General features: G+C 64.5%; 21 protein-coding genes and 2 tRNA genes. 7 read left to right on the top strand and 16 right to left on the bottom strand.

Annotated features, from left to right (window positions below):
• Positions 1–82: 82 nt before the first annotated feature.
• From bcp to KVX96_RS09480, 4 genes are all read left to right on the top strand, one after another.
• Positions 83–544: a thioredoxin-dependent thiol peroxidase gene (bcp, locus tag KVX96_RS09495; RefSeq protein ID WP_261194162.1), complete on the top strand. Its 462-nt coding sequence runs from the start codon at positions 83–85 to the stop codon at positions 542–544.
• The gene (locus tag KVX96_RS09490; RefSeq protein ID WP_261194161.1) at positions 541–1,374 is read left to right on the top strand and encodes a ferritin-like domain-containing protein; all 834 of its coding nucleotides are present in this window, start codon (positions 541–543) and stop codon (positions 1,372–1,374) included. The genes bcp and KVX96_RS09490 overlap by 4 nt, the downstream gene beginning before the upstream one ends.
• 213 nt (positions 1,375–1,587) lie before the next feature.
• A complete protein-coding gene (locus KVX96_RS09485) occupies positions 1,588–2,910 on the top strand; it encodes a M23 family metallopeptidase (RefSeq protein WP_261194160.1) in 1,323 nt (440 codons plus the stop codon).
• The gene (locus KVX96_RS09480; protein ID WP_261194158.1) at positions 2,900–3,385 is read left to right on the top strand and encodes a polymer-forming cytoskeletal protein; all 486 of its coding nucleotides are present in this window, start codon (positions 2,900–2,902) and stop codon (positions 3,383–3,385) included. Before KVX96_RS09485 ends, KVX96_RS09480 begins: the two co-directional genes overlap by 11 nt.
• A gap of 183 nt (positions 3,386–3,568) precedes the next feature.
• On the opposite strand, the gene KVX96_RS09475 is transcribed toward KVX96_RS09480, so the two are convergent.
• The 6 genes from KVX96_RS09475 to KVX96_RS09450 all read right to left on the bottom strand — a co-directional run bounded on the left by KVX96_RS09475 (position 3,569) and on the right by KVX96_RS09450 (position 11,831).
• The gene (locus KVX96_RS09475; protein WP_261194157.1) at positions 3,569–4,474 is read right to left on the bottom strand and encodes a LysR family transcriptional regulator; all 906 of its coding nucleotides are present in this window, start codon (positions 4,472–4,474) and stop codon (positions 3,569–3,571) included.
• A 122-nt stretch (positions 4,475–4,596) separates the two neighbouring features.
• On the bottom strand, positions 4,597–5,379 hold the full coding sequence (locus tag KVX96_RS09470) for a DUF2189 domain-containing protein (protein WP_261194156.1): 783 nt from the start codon (positions 5,377–5,379) through the stop codon (positions 4,597–4,599).
• A gap of 84 nt (positions 5,380–5,463) precedes the next feature.
• A complete protein-coding gene (gene prfB / locus KVX96_RS09465) occupies positions 5,464–6,588 on the bottom strand; it encodes a peptide chain release factor 2 (RefSeq protein ID WP_261194155.1) in 1,125 nt (374 codons plus the stop codon).
• A gap of 77 nt (positions 6,589–6,665) precedes the next feature.
• Positions 6,666–9,227, bottom strand: coding sequence for a penicillin-binding protein 1A (locus KVX96_RS09460; protein ID WP_409977100.1), 2,562 nt, complete (start codon positions 9,225–9,227; stop codon positions 6,666–6,668).
• A 168-nt stretch (positions 9,228–9,395) separates the two neighbouring features.
• On the bottom strand, positions 9,396–10,643 hold the full coding sequence (locus KVX96_RS09455) for an N-acetylmuramoyl-L-alanine amidase (RefSeq protein ID WP_409977099.1): 1,248 nt from the start codon (positions 10,641–10,643) through the stop codon (positions 9,396–9,398).
• Positions 10,644–10,679: 36 nt separating this feature from the next.
• A complete protein-coding gene (locus KVX96_RS09450) occupies positions 10,680–11,831 on the bottom strand; it encodes a pyridoxal phosphate-dependent aminotransferase (protein WP_261194154.1) in 1,152 nt (383 codons plus the stop codon).
• A gap of 65 nt (positions 11,832–11,896) precedes the next feature.
• Between KVX96_RS09450 and KVX96_RS09445 the strand changes: the two genes are divergently transcribed.
• Both KVX96_RS09445 and KVX96_RS09440 read left to right on the top strand, forming a co-directional pair.
• Positions 11,897–13,249: a M48 family metalloprotease gene (locus KVX96_RS09445; RefSeq protein ID WP_261194153.1), complete on the top strand. Its 1,353-nt coding sequence runs from the start codon at positions 11,897–11,899 to the stop codon at positions 13,247–13,249.
• A gap of 4 nt (positions 13,250–13,253) precedes the next feature.
• Positions 13,254–14,018 (top strand): DsbA family protein, encoded by a 765-nt coding sequence (locus KVX96_RS09440; protein ID WP_261194152.1) that lies wholly within the window; start codon positions 13,254–13,256, stop codon positions 14,016–14,018.
• A gap of 56 nt (positions 14,019–14,074) precedes the next feature.
• On the opposite strand, the gene KVX96_RS09435 is transcribed toward KVX96_RS09440, so the two are convergent.
• The 5 genes from KVX96_RS09435 to KVX96_RS09415 form a co-directional block, all read right to left on the bottom strand.
• Positions 14,075–15,739 (bottom strand): alpha/beta hydrolase, encoded by a 1,665-nt coding sequence (locus tag KVX96_RS09435; protein WP_261194151.1) that lies wholly within the window; start codon positions 15,737–15,739, stop codon positions 14,075–14,077.
• Between the two features lie 79 nt (positions 15,740–15,818).
• A complete protein-coding gene (ispG, locus tag KVX96_RS09430) occupies positions 15,819–16,955 on the bottom strand; it encodes a flavodoxin-dependent (E)-4-hydroxy-3-methylbut-2-enyl-diphosphate synthase (protein ID WP_261194150.1) in 1,137 nt (378 codons plus the stop codon).
• A 102-nt stretch (positions 16,956–17,057) separates the two neighbouring features.
• Positions 17,058–18,293 carry a helix-turn-helix domain-containing protein gene (locus tag KVX96_RS09425; RefSeq protein WP_261194149.1) on the bottom strand — a complete coding sequence of 412 codons (1,236 nt, stop codon included), beginning with the start codon at positions 18,291–18,293 and terminating at the stop codon, positions 17,058–17,060.
• Positions 18,294–18,401: 108 nt separating this feature from the next.
• Entirely contained in the window at positions 18,402–19,625 is a 1,224-nt protein-coding gene (gene hemA, locus KVX96_RS09420) for a 5-aminolevulinate synthase (RefSeq protein ID WP_261194147.1), read from the bottom strand.
• Positions 19,626–19,733: 108 nt separating this feature from the next.
• Complete coding sequence (locus KVX96_RS09415; RefSeq protein WP_261194145.1) at positions 19,734–20,324, bottom strand: 5-aminolevulic acid synthase; 591 nt, start codon at positions 20,322–20,324, stop codon at positions 19,734–19,736.
• Positions 20,325–20,477: 153 nt separating this feature from the next.
• On the opposite strand from KVX96_RS09415, the gene KVX96_RS09410 reads away from it, so the two are divergent.
• The gene (locus KVX96_RS09410; RefSeq protein ID WP_261194144.1) at positions 20,478–21,851 is read left to right on the top strand and encodes a dipeptidase; all 1,374 of its coding nucleotides are present in this window, start codon (positions 20,478–20,480) and stop codon (positions 21,849–21,851) included.
• Positions 21,852–21,920: 69 nt separating this feature from the next.
• Here KVX96_RS09410 and KVX96_RS09405 read toward each other — a convergent pair whose 3' ends face one another.
• The 5 genes from KVX96_RS09405 to KVX96_RS09385 all read right to left on the bottom strand — a co-directional run bounded on the left by KVX96_RS09405 (position 21,921) and on the right by KVX96_RS09385 (position 24,081).
• Positions 21,921–22,163 (bottom strand): GlsB/YeaQ/YmgE family stress response membrane protein, encoded by a 243-nt coding sequence (locus KVX96_RS09405; protein WP_261194142.1) that lies wholly within the window; start codon positions 22,161–22,163, stop codon positions 21,921–21,923.
• 127 nt (positions 22,164–22,290) lie between these two features.
• Complete coding sequence (locus KVX96_RS09400; RefSeq protein ID WP_409977121.1) at positions 22,291–22,626, bottom strand: acyl-CoA thioesterase; 336 nt, start codon at positions 22,624–22,626, stop codon at positions 22,291–22,293.
• A 155-nt stretch (positions 22,627–22,781) separates the two neighbouring features.
• A tRNA-Asp gene (locus KVX96_RS09395) sits at positions 22,782–22,858 on the bottom strand.
• A gap of 35 nt (positions 22,859–22,893) precedes the next feature.
• Positions 22,894–22,970 (bottom strand) — tRNA-Asp (locus tag KVX96_RS09390).
• Positions 22,971–23,124: 154 nt separating this feature from the next.
• Positions 23,125–24,081: a pirin family protein gene (locus tag KVX96_RS09385; protein ID WP_261194140.1), complete on the bottom strand. Its 957-nt coding sequence runs from the start codon at positions 24,079–24,081 to the stop codon at positions 23,125–23,127.
• Between the last annotated feature and the right edge of the window lie 51 nt (positions 24,082–24,132).

The following is a 24,132-nucleotide window of genomic DNA, read 5'->3' as shown; positions in this document are numbered from 1 at the left end:
GGCTTTGCGCCAGAGTGCTTTATCTTCCCTAGGATTGCACTAAAACCATTCCCCTGAGCAACACCAGCAGGAGCGCAATCCCATGCCCGATATCGGCGAAAAGGCACCCAATTTCACCCTTCCCGACGGCACAGGCAGCGAGGTCACGCTGTCAGACCTCAAGGGCCAGCCCGTGGTGCTCTATTTCTACCCCAAGGACGACACCTCAGGCTGCACCAAGCAAGCGATCGGCTTCACCGAGGCGGAGGCCGAATTCGAGGCCGCCGGCGCAAAGGTGCTGGGCGTCTCCAAGGATACCGTGGCCAAACACGCGAAATTCGCTGCCAAACACGGGCTTTCGGTGACGCTGCTATCGGATGCGGAAGGCGATGTCTGTGAGACCTACGGCGTCTGGCAGGAAAAGCAGATGTACGGCAAGACGTACTTCGGCATCGTGCGCACCACCTTCCTGATCGATGGCGACGGCGTGATCCGGCAGGTCTGGCCGAAGGTGAAAGTGCCCGGCCATGTGGAGGCGGTGCTCGAGGCGGTCAAGGCGCTGTGAGCGGGCTTTCCCTGGCGCAGCGGGCGGTGGAGGTTCTGACCACCGCCGACGGGCGCGAGAAGACAGCCCTGAGCCGGGCCCATGCCGCCGCGTGGTTCGCCGCGCGCAAGGCGGGCACGCCACTTGAGATCGGCACCGCCACGCCGCCCCTGCAGCCCGCACGGCCCGAAAAGCCCGAGCTGCTTTCCCCGCGCGACGTACCGCGCCGCCGCCCCGGCAGTGAGGCCGGGCGGCAGGCGCTTTTGCATGCTGTGGCCCATATCGAGCTGAACGCCGTCGATCTGCACTGGGACATCATCGCCCGGTTTTCCCATGTGCCGATGCCCATCGGCTTCTTCGACGACTGGGTGGCGGCAGCGGATGAGGAATCCAAGCATTTCAACCTGATGTGCGACTGTCTTGAAGCAATAGGCAGCCATTACGGTGCGCTGCCCGCCCATGCGGGCATGTGGCGCGCAGCCGAGGACACGGCCGAGGATCTGATGGGACGGCTGGCGGTGGTGCCGATGGTTCTGGAGGCGCGCGGGCTCGACGTGACGCCCGGCATGATCGAGATTTTCCGCACTGCCAAGGCTGCAGATGCCGTCGCCGCGCTGGAGGTGATCTACGCCGAGGAAGTGAGCCATGTGGCCTATGGCTCGAAGTGGTTCCATTTCCTTTGTGGCCGCCATGAGCTGGACCCGAAGGAAGAGTTTCACCGCCTCGTGCAGACCTATTTCCACGGCGCGCTGAAGCCGCCCTTCAACGAGGAAAAACGCGCGGACGCGGGCTTGCCGCCGGATTTCTACTGGCCACTGGCCGACAACAGCTGGGACCGCAGGCCCGGCTAGGCCGCACAGCGGCCTTGCCCAGCGATTAAGCACGAGCCTAGCGAGCCTTTCGGCGGTTTTTCGCCGACACCGGCAAGGCTTACGCGCTCCTCCGCCACCTTTCGCCAAAAAAGTTTGCAGCATGGAAAGCCCCCCGTTAAGCATCCCTTGACCACGCGCGCTGGGGACATGGCGCCGGTCGAAAACGGGGATAACACAGGGGCTAACGGACCATTGGCGTCTGCACTTTTGCACAAGCTTCACTTGGCGTTGGAAAAGCGGCTGCCCGAGCGGCGTCTCTTTCTGCGCTCTGATACGGAAACACGCTTCATCCGGCTGCGCTCTAGCACCCAGTTGATCGCCCTTGTCGGTGTCACCGCCGTGGGTGCCTGGACTTTGGTAGCCACCTCGATCCTGCTGATGGACTCGCTTAGTTCGGGCAACATCCGCGAACAGGTCAAACGCGATCAGTTCATGTATGAAGCCCAGCTCAACAAGCTCTCCGCCGAGCGTGACATGCGCGCCCAGGAAGCCGCCAGCGCGCACATGCGCTTCAGCGTGGCGCTGGAAGAGATCTCCGACATGCAGGAGCGCCTGCTGGCGAGTGAAGACAAGCGGCGCGAGGTGGAAACCGGGCTTGAGGTGGTGCAGACCACCCTGCGCGACGCGATCAAGGAACGCGATCTGGCGCGCAAGGCCGCCGAAGAGCTGCAACTCGCACTCGCTGAGACCGAGGCCGCCGAGCCCGAGACGCACCGTCTGGCCGAGGTGGAGAACACCGTGGCTTTCCTCTCCGAAGCGCTGCGCGATACGGCTTCGGAACGCGATCACATGCAGGCTTATGCCACCGACGCGGATGATTACATCGCCGAGCTGCGTCTGGAATCCCGCCTCAAGGATGAGCGCAACGATCTGATCTTCTCCAAGCTTGAAGAGGCGATGACCGTCTCCATCGCGCCGATGGACAAGATGTTCCGCAACGCCGGGCTGAACGTGGACAACCTGATCGATCAGGTGCGCCGCGGCTACTCGGGCCAGGGCGGCCCGCTCACCCCGCTGGAGTTCACCGTGACCGACGGCGAAGAGGACGTGGCCGAAGGCATGCGCGCCAATTCGATCCTTGAGCGGCTGGACGAGATGAACATCTACCGCATCGCCGCCTCCAAGGCGCCGTTTGACGTACCGGTGAAATCGGCCTTCCGCTTCACCTCGGGCTTCGGCCCGCGCTGGGGCCGGATGCACAACGGCACCGATTTCGCCGCCTCCTACGGCACGCCGATCTACGCCACGGGCGATGGTGTGGTGATTCACGCCGGCTGGCAGTCCGGTTATGGGCGGCTCGTGAAGATCCAACACGAGTTTGGCATTGAAACCCGTTACGCCCATATGGCAAAAATACGCGTGTCTAAGGGCCAAAGAGTCTCCCGCGGTGATCGCATCGGCGACATGGGGAACTCCGGACGTTCTACCGGCACCCATCTGCACTACGAAGTCCGTGTGGGCGGCAAGCCGGTCAACCCGATGAATTATATCAAGGCAGCCAGAGATGTTTTCTAAAAGCAGGATCAATGAGGCCGGCGCGAAGCCCGGCGCGGAGGCTGAAAAGCCGAAGGCACCGGAAGCCCCGGTGACCAAACCGACCACCGATGTGAAGGCCGCGCCGCCCAAAGCCAAGCCGCCCGCCTCTTCGCTGTCCGCTGACCTGACCGTGGTCGGCAACCTCAAGACGACCGGCGACATCAATGTCGAAGGCACTGTCGAGGGCGATATCCGCGCGCATCTGCTCACCGTGGGCGAATCCGCCACCGTGAAGGGTGAAGTGGTTGCCGATGACGTCGTGGTGCATGGCCGCATCATCGGCCGCGTGCGCGGCCTGAAAGTGCGCCTGACCTCCACCGCGCGTGTGGAAGGCGACATCATCCACAAGACGATCGCCATCGAGAGCGGCGCGCATTTCGAAGGCTCCGTGCAGCGGCAGGACGATCCGCTGGGTGGCGGCGCGCCGAAGAAGCCGGCGGCTCCGCAGGCTTAAGCCACAAGCTCGGTTCAGAATTGAGAAAGGCGCCCTTGAGGCGCCTTTTTTCGTTCGGACTATGCACGAAGGGCGGTTCCCGGCCGCGGGTGGCGGGCTGAAAGCCCCCGCCCGTGGGGGCGGCCGGGGGCTGCCCGGCTCAACGCCGGGCGTGACCTTTGAACAATGTAGGTTCGAAAACCGTCAGGCCGCTTTCGCCTCGCCCGACACCAGCGGGGCCAGTGCGGATAGCTCGCGAAAGAGCACCTGCCGGATGGCGCGCAGCTTCTCGCTGCGGCGCACTTCGGCGTTGGTCAGCAACCAGAGATCGATGGGAAACTGCGTCGCCACCGCCCGGCTGCGCTGCACACCCGGAATCTGCGTGGCCACGAACCACGGCAACAGGCCCACAGCGCGCCCGGCCTGCACGAAGGTGATCAGCGCGTCGATGTTGCTCACACGATGCACCGGGCTTTCGGGGTGGACCTTATCGCAGGCCCAATCCGGCAGGCCCTCGCCATTGCTCAGAAACGTCACCACCGGCACGCGCGGCAGGCTGCGCTCGCCCCGTGCGCCGGCGTCAAAGGCTTCCATCAAAGCCGGGCTGCCCACGGGCATGATCGCCACGGGAGCGACCTTCTGGCCAATCAGATCCTCATCGGGGTTCGACGTATAGCGGATCGCGAAATCGACAAAGCCCGAGCCCACGTCCACCAATTCGGTATCGGCGATGATGTCGAGCGTGATGTCGGGAAAAGCGTCCATCAGCTTTTCGAGCACCGGCATCACCATGATCTTGAGCGGCCCGTCCGCCGTGGTGATCCGCACCCGACCCTCGACCTTCTCATTGGCATGGCGCGCCATTTGGGCGATGGAATGCGAGAGCGTCTCCATCTCCGCCACACGCTCAGCCAGATCCCGCCCGCGCGGGGTGAGCCGCAGGGCCAGCCCGTCGCGATCCACGAGCCGCATGTTCAGCCGCGTTTCCAGCGCCGCAATCCGCCGGGAGACCGTCTGGTGCGTCACCTCAAGCTTGCGCGCGGCCTCGACCGTGGAGGAGGCCCGAGAAAGTGCGAGGAAATACCGGAAATCATCCCAATCATGCGCCATAAATCATGCCCTTTACGCCCACGGCCTGAAATCGCAGACCGCCTCTTCTTGTTGTTCGGGCTGATATAGGGGCGCACCGGGGCAGCTTCAATGCGCCGCCTCCCGCAGCGGCAGGGCAGCGCCTAAGCCGCGCTGGTGGTCAGCCGATAAAGATGCCAGCTCGCGTGGCCCAAGAGTGGCAGCACGATCAGCAGGCCGAAAAAATAGGGAAACATCCCCACGAACAACAGCGCCGAGATCACGATCCCCCAGCCGATCATCACAACCGGGTTCGCCGTCACCTCGCGGAACGAGGTGATCATCGCGGTGATCACGTCCAACTCGCGCTCCAGCAGCATCGGCAAGCCGAAGACGACGAGCGCGAAGGTGATGAAGGCGAACACCGCCCCCACGGCGGTGCCGAAGGCGAGCATCGCGAGCCCCTCACCCGTCAGGTAGAGATCGTAGGACGAGGAGACGTTCACCATCGTCATCTTGCCGAGGAACAGCGCAAAGATCATGTGCGCGATGAAGAACCAGAACAGGAAGATCATGATGATCGTCACGCAGATCGACGGGATCTGCCGGTTGCGCTGGGTCACGACGACGCCGAGGATCTCCCCCCAGTTCAGCGGCTCGCCCGCTTCCAGGCGGCGGCTGACCTCGTAGAGCCCCACGGCGGCGAAAGGCCCGATCAGCGGGAAGCCGAAGGCGGCAAGCCCCAGCCAGTAGCTTTGGCCGGTGGCCATGGTGATCCACCACATCAAAAGCCCGCCCAGCGTATAGAAAGAGCCGAAGAAGATCCCGAAAGCAGGCGCCTTGCGGAAATCGGCCCAGCCGAGCGCAAGCGCCTGACGGATCATGGCGGGTGTCACGGGCCGGAACTCCGGCACCTCACTGGCCTGCGCGGGGACGGCTGTTGTCATGTGTTGGGTGCTCCTCCTTGCCTCAAGGCAGGAGGTTAGCCAAGCGCGGCGGCGGGCTCAATCCCGCATGCCCAAGTTCGAATGTCAGTCTTCGGCGTTGGCGTCCGCACGGCTCTTGCCTGCCACATCCATCGCCAGTGTCGCGGCCATGAATGCGTCCAGATCGCCATCCAGAACGCCTTTGGTATCGGCGGTCTCGAAGTTGGTGCGCAGATCCTTCACCATCTGGTAGGGTTGCAGCACGTAGGAGCGGATCTGGTTGCCCCAGCCCGCATCGCCCTTGGCTTCGTGCAGCGCGTTGACTTCGGCGTTCCGGCGATCCAGCTCCATCTGATACAGGCGCGATTTCAGGGCCTTCATGGCGATGTCGCGGTTCTGGTGCTGGGATTTCTCAGAGCTCGTCACCACGATGCCGGTGGGCATGTGAGTGATCCGCACGGCCGAATCCGTGGTGTTCACGTGCTGTCCACCAGCCCCGGACGAGCGGTAGGTGTCGATGCGGATGTCGGCGGGGTTCACCTCCACTTCGATGTTGTCGTCGATCACTGGGTAAGCGCCGACGGCGGCGAAAGAGGTCTCGCGGGTGCCCTTGCCGAAGGGCGAGATCCGCACCAGCCGGTGGGTGCCACTTTCGCTCTTCAGCCAGCCATAGGCGTTGTGGCCCTTGATCTGGTAGGTGACGGATTTGATCCCGGCCTCGGCCCCGGCCTGTTCTTCCTGCAGATCCACCTCGAAGCCGCGCTTCTCGGCCCAGCGGACATACATCCGCGCCAGCATCGAGGCCCAGTCGCAGGCTTCCGTGCCCCCTGCCCCGGCCTTGATCTCAAGGAAGGCATCGTTGGGGTCCGTCTCGCCGTTCAGCAACGCTTCGAGCTCTTTCTTGGCGGCGCTCTCTTCCAGGGCGGCCAGCGCCTTCTCGGCTTCGGCGACGACTTCGGCGTCGTCTTCCATCTCGCCCAGTTCGATCAGCTCGACGTTGTCAGAAAGATCCTGCTGGATGCTTTTCACCGTCTCGATCTTGTCCACCAGCATCTGGCGTTCGCGCATCAGCCCTTGCGCCTTGGCCGGATCGTTCCAGAGGTCCGGATCTTCGGTGCGGGCGTTGAATTCCTCAAGCCGATGCGCGGCGGTTTCCCAATCCATGCGCTGGCGCAGCAGCTCCAGCGATTTCTCGATGGCCTCGATGATGTTCTGCGTTTCGGCGCGCATAGGGATTCCTTGGCGATGGGTGGGGCGATAGGTGCTTCAGGCCGGGGTGATAGCAACCCGCGAAGGGGCGGGCAAGATCAGTAGAGCCCGCCCGAAGAGAGGGTGCCGAAACTGGCCTTGCCGCCAATGGTGCGCTTCTCGCCGGTCGAGGTGGTGATCTCCTGCTCCACCTCCTGCTCGCCGCGCGAATAGAGCGGCAGGTTGGAGCCCATCGCGAAGCCTCCGTCGAAGGCCACGCCGAACATCGGCTCAAAGCCATCGCGGAAGTATTCGGCCACCACATGCTCGCCCACGGCGTTATCCGGCAGGCGCGCGCCGGTGTAGCGGTCGATCTTGATGAAATGGCCGCCCGGCGGAATGCGGAACTGGCCGCCACCGTATTTCTTGACGGCTTCCTGCATGAATTCGTTGAACACGGGCGCACACATCGTGCCACCACCGGCACCACGGCCCAGCGGCTTGGGCTGGTCGTAGCCGATGTAGCAGCCCGCGACGATATTGGAGGTGAAGCCCACGAACCACACGTCTTTCGCTTCGTTGGTGGTGCCCGTCTTGCCGGCCACTGGCACGCCCACATCCACGCGGCCCGCAGCTGTGCCGCGCTGCACAACGCCCGTCATCATCGAGGTGAGCTGGTAGGCGGTGACGGCATTCATCACGCGCTCGCGGTTGGAGGTGATGCGCGGGGCGAAGCCGGGATCCAGCGACGCCAGCTGGCAATCCTCACATTTGCGCTGATCGTGGCGGTAAACTGTCTGCCCCCAGCGGTCCTGCACCCGGTCCACCAGCGTCGGCTCCACGCGCTCGCCGCCATTGGCAAACATCGCATAGGCCGCGACCATCTTGTAAAGTGTGGTTTCCTCGGAGCCGAGCGAGTTGGGCAGGTAGGTGCCCATGTTGTCATAGACGCCGAAGCGCTCCGCATAGGCGGCGACGGTTTCCATACCCACCTCCTGCGCAAGCCGGACCGTCATCAGGTTCCGCGAGCGTTCGATCCCGGTGCGCAGCGGCGTCGGGCCGTAGAATTTGTTGGAGGCGTTCTTGGGGCGCCAGACCTCGTTGCCGGAATAGATCTCGATCGGCGCGTCGATCACGATGGTGGCGGGCGAGTAGCCCGAATCCAGCGCCGCGGCATAGACGAAAGGTTTGAAGGAAGAGCCCGGCTGGCGCGTGGCCTGCGTGGCGCGGTTGAACACCGAATGCTGGTAGGAGAAGCCGCCCTGCATCGCGATCACGCGGCCGGTGTTCACGTCCATCGCCATGAAGCCGCCCTCGACCTCCGGCACCTGCCGCAGCGTCCAGCGGATGAAGGAGCCGTCCTCGTCGCGCGTCATGGCGCGCACATGGACAACCTCGCCCACCGCGAGCAGATCCCCGGCTTTCTTGGCGGATGGCCCGAGCGAGCCGTTCCCAAGCCGCTTGCGGGCCCATGTCACGTCTTCCGGGGCGATCCAGTGGCCGTCGCTGTCTTCCTCGACGCCCTCGATACCGATGCGCGCATGGGTGCTGCCCACTTCCAGCACCACGGCCGGGAACCAGCCCTCGATGTCGCGGGCCACGTCGACGCCCGCGAGCGCCTCGCGCCAGCTTTCCTCGCTGCCGAGAAGCGCTGCGTCCACCTCTTTGCCGGTGCCGCGCCAGATGCCAAGGCCACGGTCGTATTTCTCAAGCCCGCCCCGCAGCGCGGCGGCCGCTTCGTTCTGCATCTCGCGATCGATGGTGGCGCGGATGGCGAGCCCGCCGGAGAAGAACTCCTCCTCGCCGAAATCGCGGCTCAGCTGGCGGCGGATCTCGTCGGTGAAATAGTCCCGCGGCGGCAGGGCCGAGCGGAAGCTGGCGATCTGGCCACCCTGCACCGTATCGAGCGGCGCGGCGCGGGCTTCTTCGTATTCGGCCTCCGTCAGGTAGCCGTTTTCATTCATCTCCCGCAGCACGAAATTGCGCCGCTCAAGGGCGGCCTCAGTGTCGCGCACGGGGTGATAGTTGGAGGGCGCCTTGGGCAGGGCCGCCAGATAGGCCGCCTCCTGCGCGTTCAGCTGCTCCAGCGGCTTGTTGAAATAGGTCTGCGAGGCGGCAGCCACGCCGAAGCTGTTCTGGCCAAGGAAGATCTCGTTCAGGTACAGCTCAAGGATCTTGTCCTTGCTCAGGGTTTCTTCCAGACGGGCGGCGAGGATCAATTCCTTGATCTTGCGTTCGGCGGAGCGATCCGAGGAAAGCAGGAAGTTCTTCATCACCTGCTGGGTGATCGTGGAGGCCCCGCGCAGGCGGCCGCCCTGCAGCGCGTCCAGCCCGGCCTTGACCATGCCGAGCGGATCATAGCCCTTGTGGCTGTAGAAATTCTTGTCTTCCGCCGAGATAAACGCCTGTTTCACCAGATCGGGGATTTCCTCGGACGGCGCAAACAGGCGGCGTTCGCGGGCGAATTCGTCGATGATGCGCCCCTCGCCGGAATAGATGCGGGAGATCGTCTTCGGGGTGTATTGCGCCAGCTGCTCGTGGTTGGGCAGATCGCGGCCATAGATCCAGAAGATCGCGCCGATCGTCAGGGCCACGGCCACCGCGCCAATGGTGATCACCGAAAAGATGCCACCGAAGAAGGATAGAATAGCCCGGATCACGGCGCTGCTCCCGAAGTTCATTGCGTGGCGCGTATATATGGGAGCCTTGGCGCAGCGTCAAAACCGCCGTTGCGGCCTTTCGGCTGTTTCTTGCCTGATCCCTTCGCACCTTTCGGCCATCCTACCAAAGGCAGGCAGGCCCGCCCATGGCAAATGCACGCCGTGCTGATCACGATGCAGCCAGCCGCCTTACTTGCGCAGAAGCCGCGCCTCTGCTGCATCCGCCTTGGCCCAACCCTGCAGCCCTTCCGCGATGGCCGAGGCGGCTTTTTCCCGCCACTCCGGGTCTTTCAGCCGATCCAGATCGCTGGGGCTCGACAGAAAGCCCAGTTCGATCAGAACCGAAGGGATGTCGGGCGATTTCAGCACCGAGAAGCCCGCCGAGAGCTTGGGTTTCTTGTAGAGCGTCACGTCATTGGCGCGGAAGCCGTCGAGCAAGGCGGTGGCGAGCTTGTCGGAGCGCGGCATGGTATCGCGGCGCACCATGTCCATCAGCACGGTGGCGATCACATCGTCCTGTTCGGTCAGATCGACGCCCGCCAGAAGCTGGTCGCGGTCGTGGCGTTCTGCCAGCAAGGCGGAGGCGCGATCCGTGGCGCTGTCAGAGAGCGTGTAGAGGGTGGTGCCAGTGGCGCGCCCTTCCGCCAGAGCGTCGGCATGGAGCGACAGGAACACATCCGCCCCAAAGGCCCGCGCCACGGCGACGCGGGTTTCCAGCGGCACAAAGACATCGGCCTCCCGCGTGAGCATCACCTCGTAACCACCTGACCGCAGGAGTTTTTCCTTCAACTCAAGCGCGAAAGTCAGCATCAGGTCCGCCTCGCGGTGGCCGTCACGTTCCGCGCCCGGATCGATGCCGCCATGGCCGGGATCGAGCACCACGCGCAGAGGCCGGCTGCCGTCCTGACGAGACACGCGCGGCGGCACGTCGGCGGCCTCGGGGCGCTCCCAGCCGGCCCCTTCAGGCGCGCCGGCCTTGGCGGCGTAGCTTTCGGCATCGCTGGCTTGCGTGCGCAGGATGATGGCAGCGCGGCCCGTGGCCGGATCGGTGCGCATGCCCGCCTCCACCACGGCCTGCGGCCCGGCCAGATCGATCACCATGCGCGACCAGCCAGGCCGGAAAACGCCAAAGCGCAAACCGGTTGCGTTTTCGCCCTTCAGAAGGCTTTCCGGCGTCGCCCCGGTGAAATCCACCTCGCGGAAATCCAACACCACCCGGCGCGGATCATCCAGCGTGAACACGCGGTAGGGCACGGGCTGGCTCAGCAGCAGGCGCAGCTCGATGCCGCCCTTGCCCGCATCGGTAAGCCCGCTGCGCGCCGACTCCAGCCGCGCCAGCGCGCTGAAATCCTGCGCCTGTGCGGCCAGAGGCGCTGCTGCGATCCAGAGCATAGCGGCCAAAGCCACCGCGCTTATCCGTGTGAGTGCCCGATGCATCTGCCCTGCCCGTGCTTCTTAGGTGCTTTGCGCCCCTTATACCGCTCCGCGCCGCGCCATGTAAGCGGCAAGGCGCGAAAGCCCCTCTTCGATGTCGGCGGTGGCGCGCGCATAGGAGAAGCGGATCCACTGCCCGCCGCGTGCGGGGTCGAAATCGAGCCCCGGAGTCACCGCCACGCCTGCTTCCTGCAGAATCTCTTCGCAGAAGGCGAGGCTGTCATTTGTGTAGGCGCTCACGTCGGCATAGATATAGAAGGCCCCGTCCGGCGGCGCGAACCGGGTGAATCCCGCCGCCTTCAGGCCTTCCACCATAAGCGCGCGGTTGGCGGTGTAGACGCCCATGTTGGCCTCAAGCTCCGCCCGGCTTTCAAGCGCGCCAAGGGCGGCCACCTGCGAGGCGTGCGGCGCGCAGATGAACATGTTCTGCGCCAGCCGCTCCACCGTGCGCACGTGATCCTCGGGCACCACCATCCAGCCCACGCGCCAGCCCGTCATTGAGAAATACTTGGAGAAGGAATTGATCACGTAAACATCGTCGCTGATCTCAAGCGCCGAGACGGCGCGTTCGCCGTACTGGATACCGTGGTAAATCTCATCTGAGACGAAGGAGATGCCCTGATCAGCGCAAGCCCCGATCAGATCGCCAAGCGCCTGCTTGCCCAGCATCGTGCCGGACGGGTTGGCGGGCGAGGCCACGATCAGCCCATCAAGCCCCTGCCCCGCCAGATCACCCGCCACCGGCTGGAAGCGGTTCTCCGGTGCGGTCTGCAGGCCAATAGCCTCAAGCGAGAGCGCCTTGAGGATCTGCCGGTAGCTCGGATAGCCCGGCAGGCCGAGCCCGACGCGATCGCCCGCATCAAAAAGCGCGGTGAAGGCCAGCAGGAAGGCCCCCGAAGAGCCGGAGGTGACAACAACGCGCGCCGGATCCAGATCCACGCCATACCATTCGCCGTAAAGCCGCGCGATGCCCGCGCGCAGTTCCGGCAGGCCTAGCGCCACCGTGTAGCCAAGCGCGCCTGCGTCCATGCCCTTGGACAGCGCCGCACGTGCGCCTTCGGGCGCGGGCGTGCCCGGCTGGCCCACCTCCATATGGATCACATGGCGGCCCGCTTCCTCGGCCCGGCGCGCCTGTTCCATCACGTCCATCACAATGAAGGGATCGACCTGGCTTCGGGTTGAACTCTTCATCTTTCCCTCCATACTGCCCGTTGCACGGGTTTTCACAGCGCCCGCGCGGGAGGTCAATGGCAGGCATGAGATCGAGCGTTCAACTCCTCCGCTTTACGGCGGCGCTTCTTGTCTGCGCGCTGGCCTTCGCGCCGCTGCCCGCCCGCGCGCAGTCGCTGATCCGGGATGCCGAGATCGAGCGCTCGCTGAAAGAGCTTGCCCGCCCGCTGATCACCGCCGCAGGGCTCTCGCCGGGGCGGATCAAGATCATGGTGATCAATGATTCCTCGCTCAACGCCTTCGTGATCGACACGCAGCACGTGTTCCTGCATTCGGGCCTGATCATGCGCATGCAAAAGCCCGCGGAGCTGCAGGCGGTGATCGCCCATGAGCTGGCCCATATCGCCAACGGCCATCTCACCAGCCGCGCGCTGAACATCGGCAATGCCCGCACCGCCGGAATGATGGGCCTGCTGCTCTCCGCCGCCGCCGCCGCCGCCGGTTCGCCAGAAGCCGCGACGGGGATCGCGCTAGGCAGCCAGCAAAGCGCGCTGCGCGTCTTCCTCAAGCACACCCGCGCCGAGGAGGCCTCTGCCGATCAGAGCGCCCTGCGCTTCATGGTGGCCGCCGGGGTGGATCCGAACGCCATGGTCGATGTGCTCAACATCTTCCGCGGGCAGGAGGCGATCTCCGCCGGGCGGCGCGATCCCTGGGCGTCTTCGCACCCGCTCACCAATGACCGCCTGCGGGCCGTGCGCGGCTATGCCGCCGGGGCCAAGCCCCGAGACGGCGACGATGCGGCCTCCGCCTATTGGTTTGCGCGCACACAGGCCAAGATGCAGGGCTTCCTGCGCAACCCCGCGAGCGTGCTGCGGCGGGTGAAGAAGGGCGACACCTCTGAAATCGCCCTGCTCACCAAATCCATTGCCTACCACCGGCAGCCGAACCAGAAACAGGCCTACGCCAATATCGATGCGCTGGTGGCCAAGCGGCCCAATGATCCCTATTACCGCGAACTGCGGGGCCAGATCCTGCTGGAAAACGGCAATGCCCCGGCCGCCGCGCAGGCCTATGCGCAGGCGGTGAACCTCGCCCCGGATCAGCCCCTGATCCTTGCGGGCTACGGCCGCGCCCTCTTGGCGCAGGACACCGCCGAGAGCAACCGCAAGGCCCTGCAGGTGCTGGAGAAAGCCCGCAGCCGCGACAGCCAGGATCCGCGCATGCTGCGCGATCTGGCCGTGGCCTATGCACGGGCGGGCAACAACGGGCAGGCCTCGCTGGCGACCGCAGAGCGCTACGCGCTCGTGGGCCGGCTGAAAGACGCCGGTGTCCACGCCAACCGCGCCGCCGGGCAATTGCCGCGCGGTACTTCCGGCTGGAACCGCGCACAGGATGTGATACGAGCCAGCGAGCTCGCAGCGAAAGCGAAAAGGAACTGATCCGATGAACCGTCTCCTCAAGGCTGGCCTTCTGGCCGCCACCTCCGCCATGGCGCTCGCCGCCGCCCCCGCCTCTGCCCTTGATCTCTCGGCCATGACCGAAGCGGAGCGCAGCGCCTTCCGTGAAGAAGTCCGCAGCTACCTGCTCGAAAACCCCGAGCTTCTGCTGGAGGTCATCGCCAAGCTCGAAGCGCAGCAGGCCGAGGCGCAGGCCAGCGGCGATCAGCAGCTCGTGGCCACGAACGCCGAGGCGCTTTTTGCCGATGCCAACAGCTGGGTGGGCGGTAACCCGGAGGGCGATGTGACCCTCGTGGAGTTCATGGATTACCGCTGCGGCTATTGCAAAAAGGCCTTTGAAGAGGTCGAGGCGCTGGTGGAGAGCGATGGCAACATCCGCTTCGTGCTGAAGGAATTCCCAATCCTTGGCGAGGAGAGCGAGTTGGCCGCCCGTTTCGCCATCGCCACGCTGCAACTGGCGGGCCCAGACGCTTATAAATCGGTGCATGATCAGCTGATGACGATGCGTGGGCAGGTCAGCGAGGGCAACCTTGCCAAGATCGGCGTGAAGGCCGGGATTGAGGATGTGCAGGCTGTGCTGGATCACATGAGCAATGATGACGTCACCGCCGTGATTGCCGAGAACCGCGCGCTGGCTGCGCGGCTCAACATTTCCGGCACGCCGGGCTTCGTGATGGGCGACGTGATGCTGCGCGGCTACCTGCCGCTGGACGCGATGCGCGAGGTCGTGGACGAGATCCGCACCCAGTAACGCGCTTCAAAACCAGGCACCCGAACGCCCCCGTCGCACCTTGCGGCGGGGGGGTCTTAGTAGGCCGACCCGCGCGCGGCCAAAGTGGCTTTCAGCGCTTCCGAACGACCTGCCGTCCAGCCCTCCGGGGCCAGCACTTCGGCCCAGCCATCCACGTAATCGCGCGCAATGTAGAGGTGGCCATAGCCCTCCACATCCAGCGAGATGCCCATGTCCAGCGCCAACTGGAACAGCGTCACCAGCGGATACCAGCGAAATTCCGGCGCCACATCCGGCGCGCGGGGGGCCTCCATCCAGTCGGGCCGCTCAAAGGCGGTGCGGAAACTGAAGAAGACAATGGGATCAGAGCCATAGTGCAGGAACACAAGGCGCATCGGGCCCCAGGGCGCGTCGATCTCGTTCATCGCGCCGTTCTGCGTCATCACCCGCACAAGCGAGGAGTTCCCCAAAGTGGGCCGCCAGGCCGGGCTTTCGGCCACCCGCTCGTTGCGCACATATTGCCAGAAGGGGCTCAGGAAGGGCGAGCCCACCCAGAGCGCGCCGTCGATCGGATCGGCCAGCAGATCGAGGATCGGCAGCGTGGATTGCGAATTGAAGGCCCCCTGGCTGAGCCCATGCACGTAAAGGCGCGGGCGGGACTCCTTAGGTAGCTGCGTCCAATGTTCATAGATCGTGTGAAACAGCGCCTCGGCCTGATCCAGCCCGTAGTCCGCATTGCTCAGAAGCGAGAGCACGCTGGAGAGGTAGGAATACTGCACCGAGACCGTCGCCACATCGCCGCCAAGCATGAAATCCAGCGCATCATGGCTGCCGGGGTCCATCCAGCCGGTGCCGGTGGGAACCATGACAACAAGCGTGCCGCGCTCAAACCCGCCCTGCCGGATCAGCTCCTGCAGCGCGATGTCGGCGCGTTCCTGTGGCGTCTCGGCGGCGCGGCGGCCCACGTAGACGCGCAAGGGCGCAACCGCGGGGCTTCCCGAAAAGGCGGAAATCTCCTGCGGGCTGGGTGCTGAGGCCACGAACTCCCGCCCGCGGCGGCCCAGCTCTTCCCACCGCAGAAGCGAGGCATCGCTGCCGGTTTTCTGCGGATCGTCAGGCCGGGGAAAGGCCGGTTCAATCAGCAGGTCGGCGGCCTCGAACGTGGCGTCTGCCGCTTGAAACGCGCGGGTGATCAGCACGCCCGAGGCCAGTGACCACGCCAGCCAGCCCACCGCAATGAGCGCCAGCACCACGCCAACGCGCGCCGGCACGATGGGGCGCAACAGGCGCTCCACCACGTCAAAGGCCGTGCCCAGAAGGCGGCAGAGCAGCCAGAGCCCAAGAAAGGCCACCGCGCCGTAAGTGGCCACCGTCAGGGGGTGGGTTTCATCCACCGGCGCAAGGCTCATCACGGCACGGGTTGCGTTTTGCCAATCGGCGGCGCGAAACAGGCAATAGACGATGGCCGCAAGGCTGATCCCATAGGCACCACGGCGCAGCAGTCGCGCGGGTGTTGCGGGCAGGTGCGGCAGTTCAAAACCGTTCCACAAGCGCCTGATCTGATTTCCGATTTCATAGCCGATGCCCGCCACCAGCCCGGCCAGCAGCCCCAGAAGCATCGCATCGCGCGGCACCATGGAGGGGGTGAGCGCGGCGCAGAAGCAGGCCGTGGCCAGCAAGAGCGGCAGCGGGTGGAAACGGTAGCGCGGGGGCGGGAAATCGGCGCGTCTGGAGGATGGCACGTCACGGCTCCGGGCGTGGGGGATTGCAGGTTAACGCCTGCATAGCACGCCCGGGCCAAAGGCAAAACGCCGGGTTGGGTTACTCGGCGGCTTGTTCGCTTGCGGCAGCTTCAACTGCCTCGATCTCAGCGGCTTTCTTTTCCACCTGCTCGACGATGTGATCCACCATCTGATCGTTGCTCAGCTTGTGGCTCTGCTTGCCCGCCAGATAGACCATGCCCGAGCCAGCCCCACCGCCGGTGAAGCCGATATCCGTCATCAGCGCCTCGCCGGGGCCGTTGACCACGCAGCCGATGATCGAAAGGCTCATCGGTGTCTTGATGTGTTCAAGGCGTTTTTCCAGTGTTTCCACGGTTTTGATCACGTCAAACCCCTGCCGCGCGCAAGAGGGGCAAGAGATGATGTTGACGCCGCGATGGCGCAGGCCCAGCGATTTCAGGATGTCGTAGCCGACCTTCACCTCTTCCACCGGATCGGCCGAAAGCGAAACGCGCAGCGTGTCGCCGATGCCCATCCACAGGAGGTTGCCAAGGCCAATCGCGGATTTGATCGTGCCCGACATCAGGCCCCCGGCCTCGGTGATACCAAGGTGGATCGGCGCGTCGGTGGCCTCCGCCAGCGCTTGATAGGCGGCGGCGGAGAGGAAGACGTCGGAGGCTTTCACCGAGATCTTGAACTCGTGAAAATCGTTGTCTTCCAATATCTTGATATGCTCAAGCCCGCTTTCGACCATGGCTTCCGGGCAGGGCTCGGCGTATTTTTCCAGAAGGTGCTTTTCCAGCGATCCGGCGTTCACGCCGATGCGGATTGAGCAGCCGTGATCCTTGGCGGCCTTGATCACTTCCTTCACGCGGCTCTCATCGCCGATGTTGCCCGGGTTGATCCGCAGGCAGGCCGCGCCCGCTTCCGCGGCTTCGATGGCGCGTTTGTAGTGGAAGTGGATATCGGCCACGATCGGAACCGGGCTTTCCTTCACGATCTCGCGCAGCGCCTGCGTGGAGGCCTGATCCGGCGTGGAGACACGCACGATGTCGGCCCCCACCTCGGCACAGGCCAGCACCTGTTTGATGGTGGCGGCGGCATCGGAGGTGTCGGTGTTCGTCATCGTCTGCACCGCGATGGGCGCATCGCCACCCACGGGCACAGTGCCCACGTGGATCTGACGGGATTTCCGGCGGTAGATGTTGCGCCACGGGCGCACGTGGTTGAGCGACATGCCCACCCCCTGCAATCGGCTTCGGTTACCTGACTAGATAGAGAAGCCCCCGGCCAGAGGCAACGGGGCGCAGGTTATTCAGGCCGAGCTATTCAGACTGGACTATTCCGACGCCGGTGCCGCAGGCGTGACGGGCGCGGCGGCCAGTTCAGCCACGATGCGGGCCAGATCGCGATCCTGCTCCAGATCGGCCACCTGATAAGCCTCTTTCAGCGCTTCAGAGGAGAGCGCCACCTGCTTGGCCACCGAGGTGCCCGGGCCAGCGGGGCCATAGGTTTCGCCGTTGACGCGGAAATAAACGGAGCCGGAGTTGCCTGCCCGCAGGCGCGGCGCTTCTTCCGTGGTGGGCAGCACGTATTCTTCACCGGCGTCGAGGATTTTCTCAAAGAGCACGGTGCCATCGGCGGCGCGCACGCGCACCCAAGCCGGGCGCACGGCAAACATCACCACTTCCGGCGCTTCGTCTTCCACGACCTTGATCAGCGCGTCTTCGATGGCGTCCGCCTGATTTGCGGCCTCTGCCACGGCAACGGGCGCTTCCACGGGGAGCGTCATCGGCGCGAGCACGCCGAAATTCGCCGGATCCACGGCGGCAATCGGCCCGTCGCGCGCTTCCAGCACCGGCACATCCAGCGCCTGCGGGCGATAGAGGCGATCCAGCGCTTCGGCGGAGGGCGGCGTGAAGCCGGGTGCCGCGCCGATCTCGGCCACGTCGATCGGGGATTCCGCCAGCGGATCCACTTCCGACACCAGCCCCGGCGATTGCTCCACTGGGGCGAATTGCACTTTCTGCACTTCCTGCAGCACGAACCAGCCGCCATAGCCGATGGCGGCCACGAGGCTCAGCAGCACGAGGATGGAGCCCACGGCCCCCGGCTCGACACCGGAAAACACCGCCTGATTGCGCGGCACGAAGGGCGTGTTGGGGTTGGCAAAGAGATCGTTCGTGTCGCGCTTGCCCTTCTCGGCAGGCGCTTTGCGCTTGGCCACGGGCTTGTAGCCGCCCTTGGAGGCCAGCCCGTCCACGATCTGGAAATCGCTTTCGCGGCAGAAGGTGGTGTAGGCCCAATCGGGATCGAGCCCGAGGTAGCGCGCATAGGAGCGCACGTAACCGGCCACGAAGCCCGGCGTTTCAAAACCCGACGGATCGCAGTTTTCGATGGCGGAAATATAGGCGGCCTTGATCTTCAGCTCGCGCTGCACATCCAGCAGGGATTTGCCGAGCGTTGCGCGTTCGCCGCGCATGACATCCCCGAGCCTCAGATCGTAAGAATCGAAGCCCTGCGGAGTTTCCTCCGGCTGTGCGTCACCCTTTCGGAGATCTCTCCGCCCGATCATTCAGCTGTCCCCATGCCTACGCTTTGCCCCTTGGGCAGCGATTCTTCCCGCGCCACCCTATTACCTCAACGATAGCACAGGACAATCGATTCGACAGGATTCCTCGCGTCAGCCCGCCATGTCGGCACGATTCAGCGCACAATGGGACCAGAGCGCGTCCAACGCATGCACAAGCGCGTCCATCTCCTTCGGCCCATGCACCGGCGAGGGTGTGAAGCGCAGCCGCTCGGTACCGCGCGGCACGGTGGGGAAGTTGATCGGTTGCACGTAAATCCCGTGATCTTCCAACAACATGTCCGACATCATCTTGCAGTGCACCGGGTTGCCCACGATGACCGGAACGATGTGGCTGCCGTGGTCGATCAGCGGCAGGCCCAGCCCTTTGAGGCGGGTCTTGAGGATCTTCGCCTGCGTCTGGTGTTTTTCGCGCAGGGATTGATCGGATTTTAGGTGTTTTACCGAGGCCGCCGCCCCTGCGGCCACCGCCGGCGGCAGCGAGGTGGTGAAGATGAAACCCGGCGCATAGGAGCGGATCGCATCCACCATCTTGGCCGACGCCGCGATATAGCCGCCCATCACGCCATAGGCCTTGGCCAGCGTGCCGTTGATGATGTCGAGCCGGTGCATCAGGTGATCGCGCTCGGCCACGCCCGCGCCCCGAGGGCCATACATGCCGACGGCATGCACCTCGTCGATATAGGTGAGCGCGCCGAATTCATCGGCCAGATCGCAGATCGCCTCGATGGGGCCGAAATCGCCATCCATCGAATAGACGGACTCAAACGCAATCAGCTTGGGCGCGGCGGGATCGTCGGCCTCCAGAAGTTCGCGCAGATGGGCCACGTCGTTGTGGCGGAAGATGCGTTTGGCCCCGCCATTGCGGCGCACGCCCTCGATCATGGAGGCGTGGTTGAGCGCGTCCGAATAGATGATCAGGCCGGGAAACAGCTTGGGCAGCGTGGAAAGCGTGGCGTCATTGGCGATATAGGCCGAGGTGAACAGCAGCGCCGCTTCCTTGCCGTGCAGATCAGCAAGCTCCGCCTCAAGGCGGTTGTGGTAAACGGTGGTGCCGGAAATGTTGCGCGTCCCGCCGGAGCCCGCCCCGGCCGCATCAACGGCCTCGTGCATGGCCTCCAGAACGGCCGGGTGCTGCCCCATGCCGAGGTAATCGTTGCCGCACCATACGGTTACGGGGCGTTCCTCACCCGAAGGGTGCCGCCAGATCGCATGGGGGAAATGCCCCTTGCGGCGCTCGATATCGATAAAGGTGCGGTAGCGGCCTTCCTCATGCAGCGTGCTGAGCGCTGCATCCAGCTTCGCGGTGTAGTCCATTCGCTTGGCGTCCTTTTTGGTCTTCTCGGTGCCTGGCGGGCGTTTCCTGATGAAAGTTCTAATGCGTCAGCCTGAGCTCTGACAGGTTACAATTTGCCGCTCTTTGCCTCAGTCATCTTTGATCACGATCAAACAATCCGTCACCCCACGGCGTTTGGCCTTGCCGTTGCAGGCGGAGATGGCCGAGGTCTGGGCGCTGCCGCCACTGCCCACGGCCCATTCGCCCGTGGAGGGGGAAATCGCCATCACCTTGGGCGCTCTGGCACGGCGGTATTCCTTGCGAAAGCCTTCCGTGGCGTCGCGGCTCAGCTGCAGGGGCATGGCCTTCCAGCTTTTCGGGTAAACGCGCAGTACGATCTGACACCCAGCACCGCTGATCTTGCGGCTGTTGCAAGTGCTCAAGGCCGCCGCCTCGGCGGCTTCCATCTTGTGGAAATTGGCCGCGGAGGAGGCCGCGTTGGAAAACATCCCCTCTTCCGGCGGCACGGCGACGGCGGCGTAATAATTCTGCGTCTTGGCGACTTCCTGCAGCAGCGCGCGATCCGTCTCCGACAGGAAGGACGCCTGCGAGATCGCCACCCCGATCCCTTTCTCGTCAAACAGCATCGAGCGCGCTTCCTTCTCGGAAAACACCTGGGCCGAAGCGGCACCGGCGGCCAGGCCACAAAGGCCGAGAACGAGCGAAAGCGTCTTGCGCATGGGGATCCTCCTGAGGGCGTTTGCCGGGCAGAGTATCGCCTGCGGCCGCCCCTGCAAAGGGTGGAAGCGCGCGCACCGTCTGGACACTTCCGCGCGGCCTGATAGGCTCGCCGCGAAATCGTCAATCCCGCATTACCAACCCGTGAGGCCCAAATGTCGCTGGACGCCGTCCTGAACCGTATCGACGCAGACCTGCCTGAAAGCCTGGAGCGCCTGATGGCCTTCCTGCGCATCCCTTCGATCTCCACAGATCCGGCCTACAAAGCGGACTGCGACAAGGCCGCCGACTGGCTGGTGGCGGATCTCACCGCCCTCGGCTTTGACGCCGCCAAACGCCCCACCAAGGGCCACCCGATGGTGGTGGCGAAAAGCGGCGGCGCAAACGGGCTGCTGTTTTATGGCCATTACGACGTGCAACCGGTTGATCCGCTTGAACTTTGGAAGACGCCGCCCTTTGAACCCGAACTGCAGGACACCCCCAACGGGCAAGTGATCCGCGCGCGCGGGGCGTCGGATGACAAGGGCCAGCTGATGACTTTCGTGGAGGCCTGCCGCGCCTGGAATGCGGTGCACGGCAGCCTGCCGGCGGGCCTCACCCTGTTCTTCGAAGGCGAAGAGGAGTCGGGCTCCCCCTCGCTGATCCCCTTCATGGAAGAAAACGCCGCCGAGCTGAAAAGCGAGATCGCGCTGATCTGCGACACTTCCATGGTCGCCCCCGGCGTGCCCTCGATTGCCAGCCAACTGCGCGGCATGTTGAAGGACGAATTCACGATCATCGGCCCCAAGATCGATCTTCACTCCGGCCATTACGGCGGCCCCGGCCTGAACCCGCTCAAGGAAATCTCCCGCCTCATCGCCTCGTTCCACGACGATGAGGGCCGCGTGGCCGTGGAAGGCTTCTATGAAGGCGTGCATGAGATCTCCGACGAGCTGCGCCGCCAATGGGAGGCCTCGGGCTTTGACGAGAATGCCTATCTGGAAAACGCGGGCTACACGCAGTCCAGCGGCGAAGCGGGCTATTCCACGCTGGAGCAGCAATGGGCGCGCCCCACGCTGGAGGTCAACGGCCTCTGGGGTGGCTATATGGGCGCGGGCACCAAAACGGTGATCCCGTCGGAAGCCCATTGCAAGATCACCTGCCGCCTCGTCGGCGACATGGATCCGGCCGCCCTGCGCCAGAAGATCCGCAAACACGTGGAAGAGCGCCTCTCGCCGGACGCCAAAGTGGTCTGGGATCAGGATCTGGACGGCTCGCCGGCGTCCGTGATGGACATCACCCGGCCCGAGTTCGAAAAGGCCCGCGGCGCGCTCACCGATGAATGGCAGCGCGAGGCGGTGTTCTGCGGCATGGGCGGCTCGATCCCGATCGCGGGCTTCTTCAAGGAAATCCTCGGCATGGAATCGATGCTGATCGGCTTTGCCAATGAAGATGACGCCATCCATTCCCCGAACGAGAAATACGACGTGCAGAGCTTCCACAAGGGCATCCGCAGCTGGGCCCGCGTGCTCGCCGCCCTGCAGGGCTGAGCCCTTTACCCGCGAAAAACGAGAACGGCGCCCCGCAAAGGCGCCGTTTCTTTTTGCCCAATGCTCCGCTCAACGCCGGACCAGATTGACCACCAGCAGAAGCAGAATCGCGCCAACGGTGGCATTGATGATCGCGCCTATCGTTGCGCCGCCGATGCTGATCCCAAGCGTCGGAAACAACCATCCCGCGATCGCGCCGCCGATGATGCCGACAATGATGTTCATCAAAAGCCCGTTGCCGTCCCCCTTCACGATCAAACCGGCCAACCAGCCCGCAACTGCGCCGATAAACAGTGAAACCAAAAGTCCCATATGTGCCTCCCTTTGTTGCACGGCAAAAGCCTACCACATCTTGCGGCAAACATGCACACATTCGCTAGATCAAGCCAAACGACGCGAAGATGGCAGCGCGATACGTAGGAATGACCTGCGCCGGCGATCAATCGCGATAGACTGCCCGAGGCCGAGCGTGCTCATCGAGCGCCACGAAGGTAAAGACGGCCTGAGTCACCTGCTGGCTTTCCTCCTGATGTCGCGCGCGGCGCCACGCGCGCACTTTGATGCGCATCGAGGTACGGCCCACCTTTTCAAGCTCGGCATAGAGGCTCACCTCGTCGCCCACCAGAACCGGGCGGTGAAACTGGATCTCCTCCACGCTCACCGTCGAGGCCCGCCCCTTGGAGACGCGCGCCGCAACGGTGCCGGCGGCAAGGTCCATCTGGCTCATCAGCCAGCCGCCGAAAATATCGCCCGCCGGGTTGGTGTCGGTGGGCATGGCAATCACGCGGATCGTGGGCTGGGTGTCGGGCGGCAGGCTGGGCTGGGTCACGGTGTTCTCCGGGCTGGACGGCTTCAGAATAGCCCCCAAACGCCCGTATCAAAACAAAAAAGCGCCCCCGAGGGAGCGCTTCTTGATCCGCCTTTGCGAAGTGGCGCGGTTGACGGGGCTCGAACCCGCGACCCCCGGCGTGACAGGCCGGTACTCTAACCAACTGAGCTACAACCGCGCATCTCGCATGGGCAATTCGGGGCAAATCAGAGGTGGCGCGGTTGACGGGGCTCGAACCCGCGACCCCCGGCGTGACAGGCCGGTACTCTAACCAACTGAGCTACAACCGCTCCTCTGTGCCCCGGGCATCGCCCGGCGTGAGGGGGGTTTTATGCGTGGTGCTGGGCGGCGTCAAGCGGCCTATTGGCAAAAAAATCGCCGCTCTCGCGGTTTTTTCCCTGCCCCTGCGGCAAGGCCCCGGCAGCACCACCGGGGCGGGCGGCGCTAGCCTCGAATCCGGCCCACCTGTTCGGGCAGGGGAATGAACTCTCCGGCGTCGTCGGGGGGCAGCTGGAAGCGGCCATTTTGCCAATCGCCCGCGCGCCAGGCCTCCTTGGCGGCTTCGATCTTCTCCTTCGAAGATGAGACGAAATTCCACCAGATATAGCGCGGCCCGTTCAAGGTTTCACCGCCCAGCAACATCACCCGCGCCCCTTGCGCGCCAGCCCGCAAGGAAATGCGATCTCCGGGGCGGAAGATCATCATCCTCCCCGCCGCATAGCGGGCTCCGGCCACCTCGACCTCGCCTTCAAGCACGTAAACGCCGCGATCCTCGTGATCATCGGGCAGAGGAATGGAGGCCCCGGCGGCCAGCACCGCGTCGGCATAGAACATCTCGCTCGCCACCGGCACAGGCGCGGTTTCGCCCCAGGCGGTGCCTAGGATCAGCCGCACCTGCTTGCCTTCGCCTTCGAGTTCCGGAAGTTCGGCCTTCGGCGCATGAACGAAGGCGGCTGGATCATCCTCGCGATCTTCAGGCAGCGCCACCCATGTCTGAATGCCGGAGAGCAGCTGCGGCTGCTTGCGCACCTCCTCGTCGATGCGCTCGGAATGGGTGATGCCGTTTCCGGCCACCATCCAGTTCACCGCACCCTCCTCGATCCACTGGTTGGTGCCCAGCGAATCCCGGTGGTGGATCTTGCCGGAGAACAGATAGGTGACCGTCGCTAGCCCAATATGGGGATGCGGGCGCACGTCGATCCCCTGCCCCGACAGAAACTCCGCCGGGCCCATCTGGTCGAAGAAAATGAAAGGCCCCACCATCTGGCGCTCCGGCGCGGGCAGCGCCCGGCGCACTTCAAAGCCGCCTAGATCACGCGCGCGGGGCACGATCAGCGTGTCGATGGCATCCACCGCATCGCCTGTGGGGCAATCTGGATCAAGGGCCGGGTTCCAGCTCATGGCGTGCTCCTATCTGCTTTTCGTACTTTATCATGTACGGCGCGGGCGCTG

The organism is Pseudoruegeria sp. SHC-113 (genome assembly GCF_025376885.1).
Classification (GTDB): domain Bacteria; phylum Pseudomonadota; class Alphaproteobacteria; order Rhodobacterales; family Rhodobacteraceae; genus Pseudoruegeria.
This window is presented reverse-complemented; position numbering and strand designations above follow the sequence as displayed.

What these genes read in the sequence shown, in the direction of transcription:
- bcp (WP_261194162.1), top strand. Translation starts at nt 83, where the DNA reads ATGCCCGATATCGGCGAAAAGGCACCCAATTTCACCCTTCCCGACGGC.
- KVX96_RS09480 (WP_261194158.1), top strand. Translation starts at nt 2,900, where the DNA reads ATGTTTTCTAAAAGCAGGATCAATGAGGCCGGCGCGAAGCCCGGCGCG.
- KVX96_RS09475 (WP_261194157.1), bottom strand. Translation starts at nt 4,474, where the DNA reads ATGGCGCATGATTGGGATGATTTCCGGTATTTCCTCGCACTTTCTCGG.
- KVX96_RS09470 (WP_261194156.1), bottom strand. Translation starts at nt 5,379, where the DNA reads ATGACAACAGCCGTCCCCGCGCAGGCCAGTGAGGTGCCGGAGTTCCGG.
- prfB (WP_261194155.1), bottom strand. Translation starts at nt 6,588, where the DNA reads ATGCGCGCCGAAACGCAGAACATCATCGAGGCCATCGAGAAATCGCTG.
- KVX96_RS09460 (WP_409977100.1), bottom strand. Translation starts at nt 9,227, where the DNA reads ATGAACTTCGGGAGCAGCGCCGTGATCCGGGCTATTCTATCCTTCTTC.
- KVX96_RS09455 (WP_409977099.1), bottom strand. Translation starts at nt 10,643, where the DNA reads ATGCATCGGGCACTCACACGGATAAGCGCGGTGGCTTTGGCCGCTATG.
- KVX96_RS09450 (WP_261194154.1), bottom strand. Translation starts at nt 11,831, where the DNA reads ATGAAGAGTTCAACCCGAAGCCAGGTCGATCCCTTCATTGTGATGGAC.
- KVX96_RS09445 (WP_261194153.1), top strand. Translation starts at nt 11,897, where the DNA reads ATGAGATCGAGCGTTCAACTCCTCCGCTTTACGGCGGCGCTTCTTGTC.
- KVX96_RS09440 (WP_261194152.1), top strand. Translation starts at nt 13,254, where the DNA reads ATGAACCGTCTCCTCAAGGCTGGCCTTCTGGCCGCCACCTCCGCCATG.
- ispG (WP_261194150.1), bottom strand. Translation starts at nt 16,955, where the DNA reads ATGTCGCTCAACCACGTGCGCCCGTGGCGCAACATCTACCGCCGGAAA.
- KVX96_RS09425 (WP_261194149.1), bottom strand. Translation starts at nt 18,293, where the DNA reads ATGATCGGGCGGAGAGATCTCCGAAAGGGTGACGCACAGCCGGAGGAA.
- hemA (WP_261194147.1), bottom strand. Translation starts at nt 19,625, where the DNA reads ATGGACTACACCGCGAAGCTGGATGCAGCGCTCAGCACGCTGCATGAG.
- KVX96_RS09415 (WP_261194145.1), bottom strand. Translation starts at nt 20,324, where the DNA reads ATGCGCAAGACGCTTTCGCTCGTTCTCGGCCTTTGTGGCCTGGCCGCC.
- KVX96_RS09410 (WP_261194144.1), top strand. Translation starts at nt 20,478, where the DNA reads ATGTCGCTGGACGCCGTCCTGAACCGTATCGACGCAGACCTGCCTGAA.
- KVX96_RS09405 (WP_261194142.1), bottom strand. Translation starts at nt 22,163, where the DNA reads ATGGGACTTTTGGTTTCACTGTTTATCGGCGCAGTTGCGGGCTGGTTG.
- KVX96_RS09400 (WP_409977121.1), bottom strand. Translation starts at nt 22,626, where the DNA reads ATGCCCACCGACACCAACCCGGCGGGCGATATTTTCGGCGGCTGGCTG.
- KVX96_RS09385 (WP_261194140.1), bottom strand. Translation starts at nt 24,081, where the DNA reads ATGAGCTGGAACCCGGCCCTTGATCCAGATTGCCCCACAGGCGATGCG.